The following is a 15,067-nucleotide window of genomic DNA, read 5'->3' as shown; positions in this document are numbered from 1 at the left end:
GACACTGCCCTTTCACGGCGGCAACAGGGGTTCGAATCCCCTAGGGGACGCCACCGAAACACAGTCCACATAAAATCGCTTTGCGATCTGCGTCCCCTTCGTCTAGAGGCCTAGGACACTGCCCTTTCACGGCGGCAACAGGGGTTCGAATCCCCTAGGGGACGCCATTTCCTTTTTGGAAATGCCCACAATCACCTTTCCCTGACGGGTTGGGTGATTTTTTGCTTTAAAGCACGAATTTTTTCGGTGTTATGTATCCTCTGATATGGCCGTTGGGCGCGGGATGGCGAAAACATGCTGTCTTCTTAAAAAACAAACTTGTGCTGCCGGGGTTGTTTAACCTGCTTGCGATAGGGCCGTGTCAGGCTTTCGCGCAGTTGCTCTGTTGTTGGCCGGGGCAGCAGGTCGTTTTTGATCGTAATGAGCGGGCGGTTGGCCGCAGGTGCAGGTGTTTCACTTGTCACCGGGGGCGTAGCCCGCATGACGGCATGGTTTGGTGTTGTTTCGCCGGTTCCGTTCTGTAACGGTTTTTGCTGTGCTGAAACAGCGGGGAGGGGGCCGGGTGTCGGAATGTTGCCTGCGACCCCTGACGTGATCTCGTCGGTTGCGGTGGCTTTTGTCGCAAACAGGTCGTCCGGGTCGGCGGCGGCGGCACTAAACAAATCGGTTACACCAACACCTAGCAGCCGAAATTTGGTGCCATCGATTTCGCGGTGCAAAAGGGTCATGGCACTTTGCAAAATAACGTCTTCGCGCAAGGTGGGATAGGCCAGGCGCATGTTGCGGGTTCGCGATTTGAAATCGGCTGTTTTCAGTTTTAGAACCACCGTGTGCCCGGCAATGCGTTTGCGCTCCAGGTCATGCGCAACCCGCCCGGTCAACCGGGTTAAAATGTCGCCCAATGCGGTGCTGTCGGAAATGTCGTCGCTAAAGGTTGTTTCCGATGAAAGACTTTTGCGTTCCGACGTGGTTTCAACCTGTCGGTTATCTTCCCCGCGGGAGAAATGGTAAAACCGCTTGCCGATACTGCCATATCGGCCTTGCAGGTGGTGGATATCAATTTCGTGTAGTTGCCCGATCGTTTTAATGCCGTCCTGATGCAGTTTGCGTTCCATGGCCGGGCCAACACCCCACATCATGCGAACCGGCTTGTCAGACAGAAATTCGACGGCTTCCGCCCGGCCAATCAGCGAAAAGCCAAACGGTTTGTTCAGGTCAGATGCGATCTTTGCCAAAAATTTGTTATAGGACAGGCCGATCGATACCGTGATGCCAACTTCCTGCAAAATCAACCGTTGCAGCGCGACCAGATTTTCAGCCGGGCTTTTGCCGGTTCGTTCATAGGAATCGGTCAAATCCATAAAGGCTTCGTCGATTGACAGGGGTTCGATGACCGGCGTCACGGCCCGCATCATGTCGCGGACCCGCATGCCTTCGCGCTGGTATTTGGCCATGTCAGGCGGCAAAAAAATACCGTCGGGGCAAAGTTCGCGGGCCTTGAAGGCCGGCATGGCCGACCGGACGCCAAATTTACGCGCCATATAACAGCAGGTCGACACAACGCCGCGTTTGCCGCCGCCAATAATAACCGGCTGATGGGCCAGTTCCGGGCGGTCGCGCTTCTCGATCGACGCATAAAACGCATCGCAGTCCAGATGTCCGATTTGAAGTTCGGGTAATTCAGCATGGGCGATGCTGCGTTTGTCACCACAGTGCGGGCACAAAATGGCGGGCGCGGCCAAAACCGGTGGCCGCCATTTATGCAGGCAGGAAGGGCAAATCGCGTATGTCATGCCTTTTTTGTACTTCTTTTGTTCGCTTTTCGCAAAGAAGAATTAGCAGCGAACAAAACGTGACTGACAGTTTCTGTCAGGAAAGAACGCCAGGTGCCCGGGGATCAGGGTGTTTTTGGTGCGGCGGCGGCTTTGGCCGTTTTTGCCACCTTGCTGGCTTTCTTGGCCCGGCGGGTTCGGGCAACCATATTGTCAACATAGCGGCCCTGAAACAGGGTAATGCCCAGCGATTGACCAAACCGGATCGCGGTTGGGCTGTCGCAGCGGCATAGAATAACGCGCTCTCGGCCAGACTGTTGAACAAGGGTATCCATTTCGCTGTATTTTTTGCGAATGACGTTATCTGTCATTTCTTCACGCCAGGCGATCTTGATAAAATCAGCCTTCAGGCTGGTACGATCCACAAACGATAAAGATTCAACCGTTAAATTGTCGATCAGGATACGGTAACCCCGTTCATGGAACTCGTCGCGCAAATGCAAATAGGTTTCCAGGTTTGAAAACAGGTCAACCTGATTGAATTCCAAAATCACATTACCCGGCCAGCCGCGGCGCACAATTTCGTCAAACCGCTCAAATTCGCGCGATGTTAACGTGGCCAGGTTCAGATTGATCGAAAAGGATGATGCATGGGTTTTAAACGTTCGCTTGCACAGATAATTGAGCATGCGTTTATCGAGCACTTCGGTCATGTGCTGAAACAGCCACTTGTTTGATGCCAGGTCAATATTGGGCATGACCGCATCACGCAGTTCTGAAATCGAGACAAAAAATTCGTCAAATACCGGATGAAGTTCGCCGCCATTGTTTTTTGACAGCACGCAGACCGGTTGCTGGCGGATATGGGCGGACAGATCGGCGGTATGGATGGTTTCTTCAAGTTGCGCCAGATTGTCGGCATTGATCGGCTGCAACTGAAGTTTCTTTTCTGTCGACAGGTTGCGGCGTTGCAGTTTTTGCGCGCTTTCGCTCATATAGCGGCACAGGAGCAAAAATTCCTGAAATTCAGTATTCAGATTGTACCAGGTGCAAAAACCGGTTTCTTCGCTTTCGTCCTGGGCCACGGGGTCATCGCGGAACAGATAACGCAGGGTTTCCACCCCCGGCTCTACATCTGCAATTGTTCTGTCTTTCCAGATGAACAAAAGATCATCGTTACTGAGAACAAAAATGCGGCCAACAAAAAGTTTGACGTAACTTTCGAACGTATTGGTCGCAACGCGAATGTGATAATCCCGGCGATGAAACGGCTTTAGGCGCGACAAATGGATATGCACCGCCCGATGCCCGAATTTACGGGTTTCCAGACGTTGCACGTAATCAAGCAGCAGGTGTTCCTGCAATGCCTGTTGTCCATATTGTTGCGGCTCAATCAAGCCCATTCCCCTGAGTAAACGGTAAGCACCTTATACCTTTGCCGTAAATTTAACCATATCTCTCTGAAGGCGAGGTTAATATATGTCTTTCCGCATATGTTTTCATTCGTCCTTCAAATGCAAGCCATAGCGCATAGTCCGCAGGTAAACCAAGCGATTTTAACGAATTATTGCAAGGCCATCGATCAAACTGTTTGAAAGGTGACATCAATGTTCGCGGTTTCACAAACTTGACAGGGCAACAGGGAAGTGGTCCCTTGTTTTGCATCTGGGTATATGGGGTTGGCGTAATGAACGCGGTAAAAGATAAAACCATGACTTTTGGTGGTCGTGGGCTGCGTATCCTGATTTTGGCGGGCATTGTTTCCGTCAGTGCGGCATGTGCACCGATCGGGGATCAGGAATTCTGGAACCAGGCGACATCGTTTGCGGGCAAGGATGATACCGCACTGGGCCTTTCCGAATTGGTATCAGGCAATTATCCTGCGGCAGAAAAGTTTCTTGATGCCGCGATTGAGCGTAATCCCCTGAATGGTTATGCTTTGTTGTGGCGTGGTCTTGTTTATCAAAATACCGGGCGCCCCGAGAAGGCCCGCCAGGATTATAGCGCCGTTATCGCCGCCAATCCGCCTGGTACCATTGTGATGGCAGGTCCCAATACAACCCAGTTGCACCCGCTACGCGATGCCGCCCAATATAATCTTGGCCGGTTGGAGCAGGGCCAGCCCGGCGTGGTCGGTGTCAGCCCGGATGCCATGAAGATGGCGGCGGCATCGACGAATGGTGCGGCCATGATGGCAGGCCCGTTTGATAATGCCACGGCCCAGCCGCAACCGGCAAATGCGACAAGGGCCGATGCCAATATTGCCAGGCGGTTTGCAATTTTGCGGAATCTGCAAACCGCAGGCTTGATCACGCCCGAGGAATATTCGGCACGCCGGGCTGCCAATCTGGGTGCCTTGCTGCCGATGACGGCACCGGCACCGGCCGCCTATCTTGATCGGGAACCCCCTGACGGGCGCGAAATTCAAAGTCGGCTGGAACAGTTAAACAAATCATTGCAGATGGGGGCTGTGACAGTGCAGGACCATGTCAATGAGCGCACAGCGATTTTGGATGGTCTGTTGCCTGCAGACCCGCGTGAACGGGCGACACCCGCCCCGGCTCCTCAAGGGTTGATGGATGCCGCCCGCAAAATTTCGCGGATCGAAGATCTGCAAAAGGAAAAACTGATTACGTCGACCGAGTTCACCAAAGAACGCAATGCGATTGAAGCATCAATCATTGAACCGGCCAATGCCAGCATGGTGGCGCAGGAAGGTCAACCTGTTCGCCGCGTTGCAACAGGGGCAGACGCGCCCAGCCGCCCGGTCAACAAGGTTGCCAGTGCCCCTGCCAAATCGTCCGCCGGGGCGGAAATCCATCTGGCATCCTATCGCAATCAGACCCAGGCTGAACGGGGCTGGCTGATTCTGGGAAGCCGGTTCGCGAACGAGCTTGGTGGGCTGGATCATGAAATACGCAAGGTAACGGTGCCGGGCAAAGGCACCTTTTACCGGTTGCTGGCCGATGGGATGGACCCGCGCAAGGCCGCGCAGGTTTGTGCAGATTTGAAAAAGCGTGGCCAGTTTTGTGATGTTAAATAAAGGTCACACCGGGCTGGGGCCGTTTTGCAGGCCAAGGTAGGTCATTGTATTTTTTACGGATGTGGCCTGCCCGGTATCTGCGGTGTTTGTATTGTGATGTTTATCATATGCCATTGCCGCAATCAGGATCAGACTGGGCCGCCAACAAGGTGATGTCATGATTTTGGTGTTTAGCGACTTTCAGGCCACAGGCCCTTATCGTGGGGCAATGCAGGCGGCCATTTTGCGCCATGCCGGGCCGGAGGCCGTGGTGGTTGATCTGATGGTCGATGCCCCGGATCGCGACCCGATGAAGGCCGCCTATTTGCTGGCATCGTGCCGGGGCGAATTTACTCACGGGGATGTCGGACTGTGCGTTGTGGACCCCGGCGTTGGCAGTGACCGGCGCGGCCTGATGGCACATTGCGATGGCGTCTGGCTTGTCGGGCCGGATAACGGCTTGTTTGAACTGTGGTTGCGCCGGGCCAAAGACGTGCGTTTATGGCAAATTGACTGGGAACCGGAGGACGTGTCCGCCAGTTTTCATGGCCGGGATATTTTTGGCCCGGTTGCGGGCATGATCGCGGCGGGCAAGGATGTTGCCTGCCGTGAAATTGATGTATCAGCCCGGTTTGCCGACGCCATAAACTGGCCCGATGATCTGGCGCAAGTTATTTATATTGATGGATATGGAAACGTAATGACCGGGCTTCGTGCTGCCGTGGTCGTTCCGGGCCAGACCTTGTTAAAAGCAGGGGATATGCCGATTTCGCGGGCACGCACATTTTCCGATGTGCGACCGGGAGAGGCTTTCTGGTACGAAAATGCTTTTGGTTTGGTTGAAATTGCGGTTAATGGCGGGCGCGCCGATGCGTTGCCACATATTGAAACAGGCGCAGTCATTGAATGGGCCGGTTCAGTTTAGGGGCAGGACCTGCTGATATGCCGCTGATGCGTGTGATGTTAGCCAGAGCAGGCCCCCATGCCGGGCCAATGTTTGAAAAATGCAGTCCAGTCATGGTCTGACTGCCAAAAAGAACGGGAAACGCACAATATGACCATCGCGGTCAAATTTTGGGGCGTGCGTGGCAGCATCGCCTGCCCATCGCCAGACCATGTGGTTTATGGTGGCAATACCAGTTGTGTTGAAATGCGGGTTGGGGACCGGGTTCTGATTTTTGATGCTGGCACCGGCATTCGCAATCTGGGGCGTGATCTGGTTCGGCGGGGTGTTTCCCATGCGTCTATTTTTCTAACCCATACCCATTGGGACCACATCAACGGGTTTCCGTTTTTTGTCCCGGCCTATGATCCTGGCAATAACTTCGACATTTTCGCAGGCCATTTGACCGGGCAGGGCGGGGTCGAAAAGGTTTTTTCATCCCAGATGGCTAATCCGACCTTTCCTGTGCCCTTGTCGGCAATGCGTTCCAAATTAACCTTTTACGATTTTGATACCGGCATAACGTTGCATCCTGCCCCCGAAATTGCCGTGCGAACGGCCCCCTTGCGTCACCCCAACGGCGCAACGGCTTATCGGGTTGAGTATGGCGGGGCGTCGGTTTGCTATGTTACTGATACCGAACATCGACCGGGGCAGATCGACCAGACAGTGCTGGGTTTTATCGCCGGGGCCGATCTGGTGATTTATGATGCCTCCTATACCGATGACGAATTTGAAAAGCGGGTCGGGTGGGGGCATTCCACCTGGCGCGAGGGGATCAGGCTGTGCCGGGCAAATGGTGTCGGGCGATTGGCCCTGTTTCATCATGACCCGGACCACGATGATGCAATAATGGCTGCGATCGAAAAACAGGCCCAGGCAGAATGGCCGCCAGTATTTGCCGCACGCGATGAAATGGTTGTCGAGGTTACGGGCAAATCATCCTGATGGGGGCTCGCTTGGGCTACATTCCGGGCCAAGGTCAGCATTTATTGGCCGGTTTTATCGCAAAAGGTGCTGCTTGATACCGCAATTGAATTCTGGCAGGGGTCTTTGGCGTTGGCAAGCGTGCTTTAAAGCCCGCGCGCATATTTAGGGAAGACCCGCACTTCGATCCGGCGGTTGACTTCGCGGTTTTCCGGTATCGGGTTGCCCTGGTCATCTTCGTTGGGTAATTTGGGCATGGTATCGCCATAGGAAATGGCGCGCATTCGGTCTGATTGCGGATCAACACCAACCGCGCCAAAAAAGCGCACAACGGCAATTGCCCGGCCTGCTGCCAGTTCCCAGTTGGACGGAAAACGTGGCGTGTTGATCGGGGAATCATCGGTGTGCCCCTTAACTTCAATTTGAAAGCCCATATAGCGCGGCTGTTTTAACAGATCGCCCACGTCTTTCAAAAACAGAACCGCGTCACGCGTCAGATCTGCCGATCCGGGTTGAAAAAACGATCCGCTGGCAAGCTCCATCAGAATGCCTTCGTCATCGGTTTTAACACTGACGGATTTATCCAGTTGCAGGTTGAAAACAACGTCTTTCAGGTCGGTTTCCAGAATTTCGGTGGGGCGCACCACACTGCGCTTGCCGATATTTTCAGCGATACCCGCCTGAATCTTTTCAAATATCGGCAACTCGATTTTGGAAAAGCTGACAAGCATGACAAAAAACGCCATTAGCAAGGTAATGGCATCGGCATAGGTTGCCAGCCAATCCTCGTTGATTTCTGCGGGGCGTTTCGTGTCTAACGGTGATCTGCGACGCCGGGCCATAAGCATGTCCTGTATTCAGAGAAGAACCAAACCGGTTTATTGCGGGGTCTTGTCCATATTGAAATGGATGGCCGGGTCCAGAAACGAATTCATCCGGTCCTGAATGGCGCGCGGGCCTTTGCGGTCTGCCAGCATGATCAGGCCTTCGGCAATCAGCGAATTGCGAAATTTCATAATGTCTTCGCGCTGCTGGATTTTGCTGGCGGCAGGAATGAAAAAGAACCGCGCCGCGACAATGCCATAAAGGGTTGTGATCAGTGCAATCGCCAGACCGGCACCCAGCGATGTCGGATCGTCACCCATTTTATCAAGCATGATGACAAGGCCCACCAGCGTTCCGATCATGCCAAAGGCAGGTGCGGCACCCGCCATGCTGCGCAAGATATCAACCGGCACCAGATTGCGGTTATAGGAACTGTCGATTGCATTATAGAGCATGTCGGAAACATCATCGCCGTTATAGCCGGTAATGACGATTTCCATCGCCCAGCCCAGAAACGGTTCTTCCTTGCCCAGCCGGGTAACTTCCTGTTCAAGGGCGTTGATGCCTTTTTTCTGCATCAGATACCCCCATTTGACCACCCGGCCGACTTCGCCGGTCAATTGTCCGCGGCCCATGCGCGGGGCCCGGAAAATTTTAAAAATCAATTTGATTGCGAGCCATACATACCGTGTTTCATAGGCGATGAATGTTGCTGCAAACGTCCCGCCGAGCACCATCAACACACTGGACAGGCTAAGAAAGACGACATAATTGTCAGTCGAGATATAGATCGACGCAACAAACAGGCCGATACCGGCCATAATCCCGAAAATTGTTGTCAGCGACATTGCTTTTTAAGTTCCCCCGTACAGAAGTCTTCCTGACTTCTGTCTCCCACTTCGCAGACCTGCCAAAGGCAGCGCACTTCTGGAAGCATCATAGACTGCGTTTGCGTTCCTGTTAAGCAAAGAGCCTTCCAAAGCGCAAATCGGCCCTGTTTTTCGACTTGAACGTTTTTAGGGGACGTCGAAATTTACAAAAGTTGAAAAAAAGACGCTATGTATTACGTGTCGGGACATGATGACCTATTTGGCGCATGACAAAAAAACACCCTGCACCGACCCCGACAGGGTATCTGCACAGGGTGCCACGATTTTTCAATAACCGAAAATGCCGGGGCAGGGCCGAACATCAACGCCTCTGCGCGGCCCAGGGCAACCGGGAAATGGCGTTATGCGCCGCGAATGCCATCGAGGAAGCGGTCAACTTCGGCACGCAGGTTTTGCGAAAGCGCGCCAAGTTCTTCGGCAACGTGGAGTACCGAATGGGCCGATTTGTCGGTTTCACCAACGGTTTGGCTGACCCGTTCAATATTACGGGTTACTTCCTGGGTGCCAAGTGCGGCCTGTTCAACATTGCGGGCAATTTCGTTGGTGGCATCGGCCTGTTCGCGCACGGCTTCGGAAATGGTGCCGGTGATGTCGGTAATGCGCATGATGACATCCGAAATGTCCTGAATGGATTTTACCGTTTTACCGGTTTCATTCTGGATGGCGTTAATCTGGTCAGAGATTTCGTCGGTTGCGCGTGCGGTCTGGTTGGCAAGGTTTTTGACCTCGGCGGCAACAACGGCAAAACCCTTGCCTGCTTCCCCGGCACGGGCAGCCTCGATGGTGGCGTTCAGGGCCAGAAGGTTGGTTTGACCTGCAATATCGCTGATCAGATTAACGATTTCGCCAATTTTACCAGCCGCCTCGGAAAGGCCAGCGACAGTGCGGCTTGAAATATCGGCTTCGCGTGATGCCTCGGCGGTAATTTCGGTCGATTGATGGGCCTTGTCGCCAATCTGCGTGATGGATGCGGACAAATGATCGGCGGCTTCGGAAACCGTGCGTACATTGGTGGTTGCTTCTTCCGAAGCAGCGGCCACGGTGGTCGCGTTCTTGCTGGCCTGATCGGCTTCGCCAACCAGTTCACGCGCGGTGTTTTGCATTTTTGTGGCAGACGTTGACACCGACGATACGATGGCGGCGATAATTTTTTCGAAATCGCCAATCATTGTTTCAAGCCGAACCATGCGTTGTTCACGCTGCTGTTGTGCGGCTTTTTGTTCTTTTTCCATCCGTTCTTTGGCAAGGGCATTGGTTTTAAAAACCTCTACCGATCGTGCCATTGCGCCAATTTCGTCATGACGCTGCGTGTTTTCAATTTCCAGATCGGTGCGACCTTCGGCCAGTTTGTGCATCACTTGATTAAGTTGCGACAGCGGGTTGGTAACAATGTTGGAAAGCAATGCCCGAATACCGAACACGGTCAAAATGGCAACAATAATGCCGCCAATGGCAATCCCAAACAGGATGGTGTTGGTCTTTGCCTGTTCTGGCGCGACCGACAGGCTGGAGGACAAAACGGCAATCACGTCGCCTTTTTCTTCGTCCATTAACCCGGCATGGCAGGTAAAGCAAACTTCCTTGTCGGCACCCTTGGTCACACCCAGAACAATCGGCATCGACATGCGATAGGTGCCTTCATCGGTATAGCGACCAACCAGTTTGCCGGTCTGAATGGCTTCTTCATCGATGGCATCGCGTGGAAGTTTAAGGGGCTTTTCTTCGTTTTCCTTCATGTAGGCCAGGGTTTTGGGTGCCCAGACCGACCATAATTCGCCAGGGTAATCCTGGTTGCGGCTATCAAACCAGTTGTTGAACACGCGAATGCCGATATCATCTGAATCATCAACTCGGGCGGCCATCACGTTCACAATCAGGGCGTGCAGGGATGTCAGTTCATTGTCACTAAGTTGTTTGAGCTTGGCATCCATCGCATGGCGTTCTGTCATGGCGATCATGACCAAACCAATTACCATGACTGCCGTCACACCAAAGGCCGATGCAACCATAAACCGTTTACGAATTCCCATCCGTTTCCAACTGGATAAAAGCGCCATCAAATTCCCTCAAGCCCGTCAAAACCGGCAATAAACATATACGCACAAGATCCCGAAACATGCTTGTGCAACGAATGACTTAGTGTACTTAAACGTCGCCCTTCCGGCTTTTGGAAGCATTGATTTGCCTCAACTCCAAGGGCTTATTCAGAAATATTCCAATTTTCTATTCGTTGTTATTGCAATTATCGTTCTATTTTTTAAACGTGTGGTTTCAATTGTCGCGGTCTCTCCAAAGAAAGGTCGCAACCCTGTTGCGCGTCAGATCCAGTCAGCGGTGGTTGTTGGCCTGCATCGGGAACAATTTCGTGTGCGATGCCTTAATCTCATTGGGTCACGGTTGAATTTATATCGATAGGCAGGCATACAGCTTGTAACGGGATAAGTCGCTGGCAAACAGCGGCGTAACGGGCATATCACAAGTTGGGGTTGATCATGAATATTACCTTTGTCGAAGCACAAAAAAAGCTGGAAGACATTACTGCCGAAATGCTGGTGCTGATCCGGCAATATGGGCTGGATGCGCAGTCCCCCTTTGATGTGATTACGGTGGCACGTCATAAAATTGGAAATGAGCAGGATTATATCCGGTTTCTTGAACTGTCCCTTGAAGGCCGCATTTACGGTGAATATGCCGAAGCCCTGCAAAAGCAGATGGATCAGCAAAGCGGGGATATCGACGCCGCGACGAACAACATTCACTGATCAGTTTGATCATTGTCAGTCGGGCGGGGCCATAAGGGCGCAGCTAACGCCGCGCTTGCGCGCCCGGTTTAACGTCTTCCGATCACGGGGCGGCAACGTTTTGTCTTTTTCGTTGTGACGGGTCGGTTAACGCCAGGCTGGGTGAATATGGCTGTTTTCCGGAGTAAACCGGATATATTCCGGCCCGACGTCACAAAATGTTCGCCAACATGTCACCGTCCTGCAGTTGAGAAACCATATTTCCCGAATTATATCGCGGGGGTCGATGCGCTGTACCCTGAAGTACATAAAAGGCGCGCGGCCATGCCATGCCGGGCTTTGTGCCGGGCATATCCGGGAAAACGAGCAACAGGATGGCTGACATGAATAAAAGTTATGTTCAGACCTTGATGGAAGTTGAAAAGGTATTTGGTCAGATCAATGACCATGATTATCGTTTATATCGGGCGGTATGGGGTAATCGACGCGCTGCCGATAGTGGCATGCCACGCGGCACCCGTGCCGAAATCAGCCGTAAACTGGCCGATGATTTTACCCCGGCGGTATATGTCGCTGGCGCAGGTGGTGTGACCGGGCACGCCATTGTCGGCGGGCGCAAAATGGAATTTCACCACGCCGCCTGAGATGTTTTGATACAGAACCACATATTGCGGCATTGCATTTTTCGCCAAGCTGCCCGATTTTAAGCCGCCATTCGATACATTGATGGCGGCTTTGTTTTACCCGGGTCGGAGGTCTCACCTGCTATGTCGATTAAGTCCCTTATTCGTACTATTCCCGACTATCCGAGAAAAGGGATCATGTTTCGCGATATTACAACCTTGTTTGGCGATGCCGAAGGTTTGCGTGACGTGATCGACACACTGGCTGGCGCGTTTCAGGACCAGAAAATTGACGTGATCGCCGGTATCGAAGCCCGTGGTTTCATCATCGGCCCGGCAGTCGCCCTGGCATTGGGGGTGGGTTTTGTGTCCATCCGTAAAAAGGGAAAATTACCCGCCAAAACCGTCTCGATTGAATATGATCTGGAATATGGCTCGGACATTATCGAAATGCATGTCGATGCAGTAAAGCCCGGACAACGGGTTTTGATTATGGATGATCTGATTGCAACGGGTGGCACGGCCCTTGCGGCCATTGATTTGATTGAAAAGGCCGGGGCGATAGCTGTTTCCTGCGCCTTTATCATCGATTTGCCAGACCTTGGCGGTGCTGCGCGCATTCGTCAACGTGGCGTTCCCGTGTTTAACATTGTTGAATTTGACGGGGACTGACAATTGCCGGGTCGCGGCAACCTCAGGTTTCATATTGGTCGATTTTTATGATTTTTTTGCGCTGTTGGTGTATGATCATAAGGGTTGATCAAATGAACGCCCATCTTGTTAACGATGGTGAAGGTGATGATACCGCAACTGCCCCCCGCCCAGATTACCAATACGGCCATGCATATGACGCGGTTGGCCCCGGCAGGTGCGCGCGGTATTGCATCGGTGGGGCGCGATGTTGGTGTTGAACAAATCAACGAAAAGTTCGGGTATCAGCCCGGCACCGACGGCACTTTGTTCAATGCCTTTATTGATCAGAAAAATGGCCATGGCGCCCCGCAGGGTGGCGGCCAGCGTGACCAAAACCCCCATGAAAACAGTCAGCAGGCCCGAGCCCGCAATGCGGGCAATGGTGCTGCGCGCGATGCCAGCGATGCCATAGACCTCGAAAATGCCCGCTTTGCCGATTTTCTTGATTTTGACGGGCCGCTGGACCTGGGCGCACGTCGTTCCCCGCAATCCATATATGCCATGGTCAATGCGGTGACGCATGGTGCTGTACCCCCGCGTGGTCAGCGGCTTGATTTCCATATCTGATCGCGGCTTGTTTCTGTCTTGGTCCTTCCGGGTAACAGATCCCTTGTTGTCACATTGCGGGCTGGCTATCATGTGCCACAGGGGCATTTATAATGTCGCTGTCATTTGCAGTGTTTTTTGTCGTGATCAGGGCAGGTATGAAACAAAAACCGGTTCTTTATTCGGTATTCGATGTTGCGTTCCGCCTGATTGATCATGCGTTGAACGATAACGAATATTTGCAGCCACAAAAACTGCATCGGTTGTTGTATCTGGCCCAGGGATATTTCGGCGCGTCCTATCATGGGGCAATGCTGATGCCGGCTCTGTTCGTCGCCGAAGAAAGCGGGCCGATTGAACCCAACCTGTATGTGGTGATGGAAGAAACACGGCCCGATGTGCGGTTAAAAGCCATCAATGATAAAACCAAGCACTTTATCGAAAGCATCTGGCGGCAGTTCGGTCATCATTCGGTGGATCATTTAAATGCGTCCATTCGCAACCATGCGCCATATCAGGATGCCTGGCGTGCCGGGCCGGGCACGGTTATTTCATTTACCGAAATGGTGACATTTTATACCGCAGTTCGTAAATCTGCGACCACCCCCGAAGCAGACGATGTTGTGCGCCCGCGTGTCATGCGTTCGCACAAAGGCAAACCCGTTGCCACAACAGACTGGCGTCCGCGTCGCTTGAAATAACGGTTTGCAGGGGCTTATTCCCTGGGCTGGGCAGGCGGGATCGGCATGATCCGGCGCATCGGGTTGGTTGAAGGTTCCGGGTCTATAATCGGTGCGGGGCCTGTTTTGGGGGCTGTCTGCGTCGGGGCAGGTACAGCGCTGTCAAGTTCATTTGTTGATGGTGCTGTTAAATCATCGGCCTGATCATTCCCCTGATCGTCGCCCTGTGTGATGTCGTCATGTATCGCCGGGACGGCGATGGATGGATCATCGGCATCTTTTCCGTCAGATGCGTCGTCCTGGGTGTCATTTTGGGTGTCGGGCGTATTTTCTGCGCCGGTATCATCGGTGGGGCCATTTTTTGCATCAAGGGCCTTGATGTGCGGCATGACAATGCCCTCGCACGGGTCAGACTGGTCAAGGTCGGATGTAAACCAGACAAAATCAACACTGTGACCGGGGCCAAAAGCCTTAAGATAATCGGCCGGTGGCACGGCAGGATCACCGGGATTTGGGGCTTCAATCATGGTGATGACAATGCTTGTGCCTTTGGGATCGAACCGTTTTAAATGCCATGGAACAGCAACATTGGCCCGAACATGCATCGAACCTGCAATTAAAAATGCGCCATCGATGCCTTTTTGTTTGGAGGCGTCAAACATGGCACGCGCCAGGGATGCATCGCGGGTGAACTGGATAATACTGAAAGGCGGCGCCTGATCGGGGGACATTATGCCGCAATGGGCATCGACAATTTCCTGATCAAACAGTATTTTTGTATCGTCCGGCATGGGCGGCAGGGCCAGCTTTTTTGCCAGGCTTGCGGGCAGGGCGGCAACGCCCTTGTCCATCAGCGGGCCAGGCAGGTCGTCTGGCAGGTTCCCCGCAATCATGGGCAACTGGTGCTGGCGTGCGGCCTCGGCGATGGGGGAATAGTCCTGCCACGAGGGCCAGCCGCTATTGTCCCAGTCAAGCTGGCTGCCGATGTCATCAATGGTCTTTTTTTTGTCAGACCAGGCTGCGTTTAGCGCCGCTTGCTGGTCGCGATTGATCATTTCCCACACCACGGCGCGTTTTATGCCATCGCCCGATAACACATCGATCAATTCGGCCTGACGTTGATGGTGGATCAGGTTGTTGTGGGTTTCACCCAGCAAAATGTATTTTACCCCGGCGACCGCTGATTGCACGGTTTCAAGCCGCACATAGGCGTTTTTGGCAACGTCATAGATTAATCCCGGCGCAGGCGACATAGGGCTGATGGGCTTATTGGCCGCCTGCGCTGGAACAATGGTACCAACGCATAGAACAGTCAGCAGATAAACAATAAACGGGAAGCCGGTTTTCCCGGCCTGTGGTTTGTTGTGACTTGGTGTCATGTTCCGGTTCGGTGTTGTTGGCAAAA

General features: G+C 53.1%; 14 protein-coding genes and 1 tRNA gene. 9 read left to right on the top strand and 6 right to left on the bottom strand.

The window, feature by feature from the left end; genetic code table 11:
- Nucleotides 1–91: 91 nt before the first annotated feature.
- Nucleotides 92–167, top strand: a tRNA-Glu gene (locus AAC086_RS02060).
- A 138-nt stretch (nucleotides 168–305) separates the two neighbouring features.
- Here AAC086_RS02060 and AAC086_RS02055 read toward each other — a convergent pair.
- Entirely contained in the window at nucleotides 306–1,793 is a 1,488-nt protein-coding gene (locus tag AAC086_RS02055) for a DNA polymerase IV (protein WP_339774636.1), read from the bottom strand.
- A gap of 104 nt (nucleotides 1,794–1,897) precedes the next feature.
- The gene (locus tag AAC086_RS02050) at nucleotides 1,898–3,169 is read right to left on the bottom strand and encodes an EAL domain-containing protein (protein ID WP_339774635.1); all 1,272 of its coding nucleotides are present in this window, start codon (nucleotides 3,167–3,169) and stop codon (nucleotides 1,898–1,900) included.
- A gap of 290 nt (nucleotides 3,170–3,459) precedes the next feature.
- On the opposite strand from AAC086_RS02050, the gene AAC086_RS02045 reads away from it, so the two are divergent.
- The 3 genes from AAC086_RS02045 to AAC086_RS02035 all read left to right on the top strand — a co-directional run bounded on the left by AAC086_RS02045 (nucleotide 3,460) and on the right by AAC086_RS02035 (nucleotide 6,685).
- Nucleotides 3,460–4,815 (top strand): tetratricopeptide repeat protein, encoded by a 1,356-nt coding sequence (locus AAC086_RS02045; RefSeq protein ID WP_339774634.1) that lies wholly within the window; start codon nucleotides 3,460–3,462, stop codon nucleotides 4,813–4,815.
- A gap of 157 nt (nucleotides 4,816–4,972) precedes the next feature.
- Nucleotides 4,973–5,719 (top strand): SAM-dependent chlorinase/fluorinase, encoded by a 747-nt coding sequence (locus tag AAC086_RS02040; protein ID WP_339774632.1) that lies wholly within the window; start codon nucleotides 4,973–4,975, stop codon nucleotides 5,717–5,719.
- A gap of 129 nt (nucleotides 5,720–5,848) precedes the next feature.
- Nucleotides 5,849–6,685 carry an MBL fold metallo-hydrolase gene (locus tag AAC086_RS02035; protein WP_339774630.1) on the top strand — a complete coding sequence of 279 codons (837 nt, stop codon included), beginning with the start codon at nucleotides 5,849–5,851 and terminating at the stop codon, nucleotides 6,683–6,685.
- A gap of 125 nt (nucleotides 6,686–6,810) precedes the next feature.
- Here the strand turns inward: AAC086_RS02035 and AAC086_RS02030 are convergent, their stop codons facing one another.
- From AAC086_RS02030 to AAC086_RS02020, 3 genes are all read right to left on the bottom strand, one after another.
- Complete coding sequence (locus AAC086_RS02030) at nucleotides 6,811–7,506, bottom strand: flagellar motor protein MotB (RefSeq protein WP_339774627.1); 696 nt, start codon at nucleotides 7,504–7,506, stop codon at nucleotides 6,811–6,813.
- Between the two features lie 36 nt (nucleotides 7,507–7,542).
- Complete coding sequence (locus AAC086_RS02025) at nucleotides 7,543–8,337, bottom strand: MotA/TolQ/ExbB proton channel family protein (protein ID WP_339774624.1); 795 nt, start codon at nucleotides 8,335–8,337, stop codon at nucleotides 7,543–7,545.
- 383 nt (nucleotides 8,338–8,720) lie between these two features.
- Nucleotides 8,721–10,436 carry a HAMP domain-containing methyl-accepting chemotaxis protein gene (locus AAC086_RS02020; protein WP_339774621.1) on the bottom strand — a complete coding sequence of 572 codons (1,716 nt, stop codon included), beginning with the start codon at nucleotides 10,434–10,436 and terminating at the stop codon, nucleotides 8,721–8,723.
- Between the two features lie 435 nt (nucleotides 10,437–10,871).
- Between AAC086_RS02020 and AAC086_RS02015 the strand changes: the two genes are divergently transcribed.
- The 5 genes from AAC086_RS02015 (at nucleotide 10,872) to AAC086_RS01995 (ending at nucleotide 13,683) form a co-directional block, all read left to right on the top strand.
- Nucleotides 10,872–11,141, top strand: a complete 270-nt coding sequence (locus AAC086_RS02015) for a hypothetical protein (protein WP_339774619.1) — start codon at nucleotides 10,872–10,874, stop codon at nucleotides 11,139–11,141.
- A gap of 362 nt (nucleotides 11,142–11,503) precedes the next feature.
- A complete protein-coding gene (locus AAC086_RS02010; protein ID WP_339774617.1) occupies nucleotides 11,504–11,764 on the top strand; it encodes a hypothetical protein in 261 nt (86 codons plus the stop codon).
- Between the two features lie 123 nt (nucleotides 11,765–11,887).
- Nucleotides 11,888–12,415 (top strand): adenine phosphoribosyltransferase, encoded by a 528-nt coding sequence (locus AAC086_RS02005; protein ID WP_339774615.1) that lies wholly within the window; start codon nucleotides 11,888–11,890, stop codon nucleotides 12,413–12,415.
- 126 nt (nucleotides 12,416–12,541) lie between these two features.
- Complete coding sequence (locus AAC086_RS02000) at nucleotides 12,542–13,003, top strand: hypothetical protein (protein ID WP_339774612.1); 462 nt, start codon at nucleotides 12,542–12,544, stop codon at nucleotides 13,001–13,003.
- A gap of 92 nt (nucleotides 13,004–13,095) precedes the next feature.
- Nucleotides 13,096–13,683, top strand: coding sequence for a hypothetical protein (locus tag AAC086_RS01995; protein ID WP_339774610.1), 588 nt, complete (start codon nucleotides 13,096–13,098; stop codon nucleotides 13,681–13,683).
- A gap of 14 nt (nucleotides 13,684–13,697) precedes the next feature.
- Here AAC086_RS01995 and AAC086_RS01990 read toward each other — a convergent pair whose 3' ends face one another.
- Complete coding sequence (locus AAC086_RS01990) at nucleotides 13,698–15,041, bottom strand: ChaN family lipoprotein (protein ID WP_339774609.1); 1,344 nt, start codon at nucleotides 15,039–15,041, stop codon at nucleotides 13,698–13,700.
- Nucleotides 15,042–15,067: the final 26 nt, after the last annotated feature.

The organism is uncultured Thalassospira sp. (assembly GCF_963976115.1).
Lineage (GTDB): Bacteria > Pseudomonadota > Alphaproteobacteria > Rhodospirillales > Thalassospiraceae > Thalassospira.
This window is presented reverse-complemented; position numbering and strand designations above follow the sequence as displayed.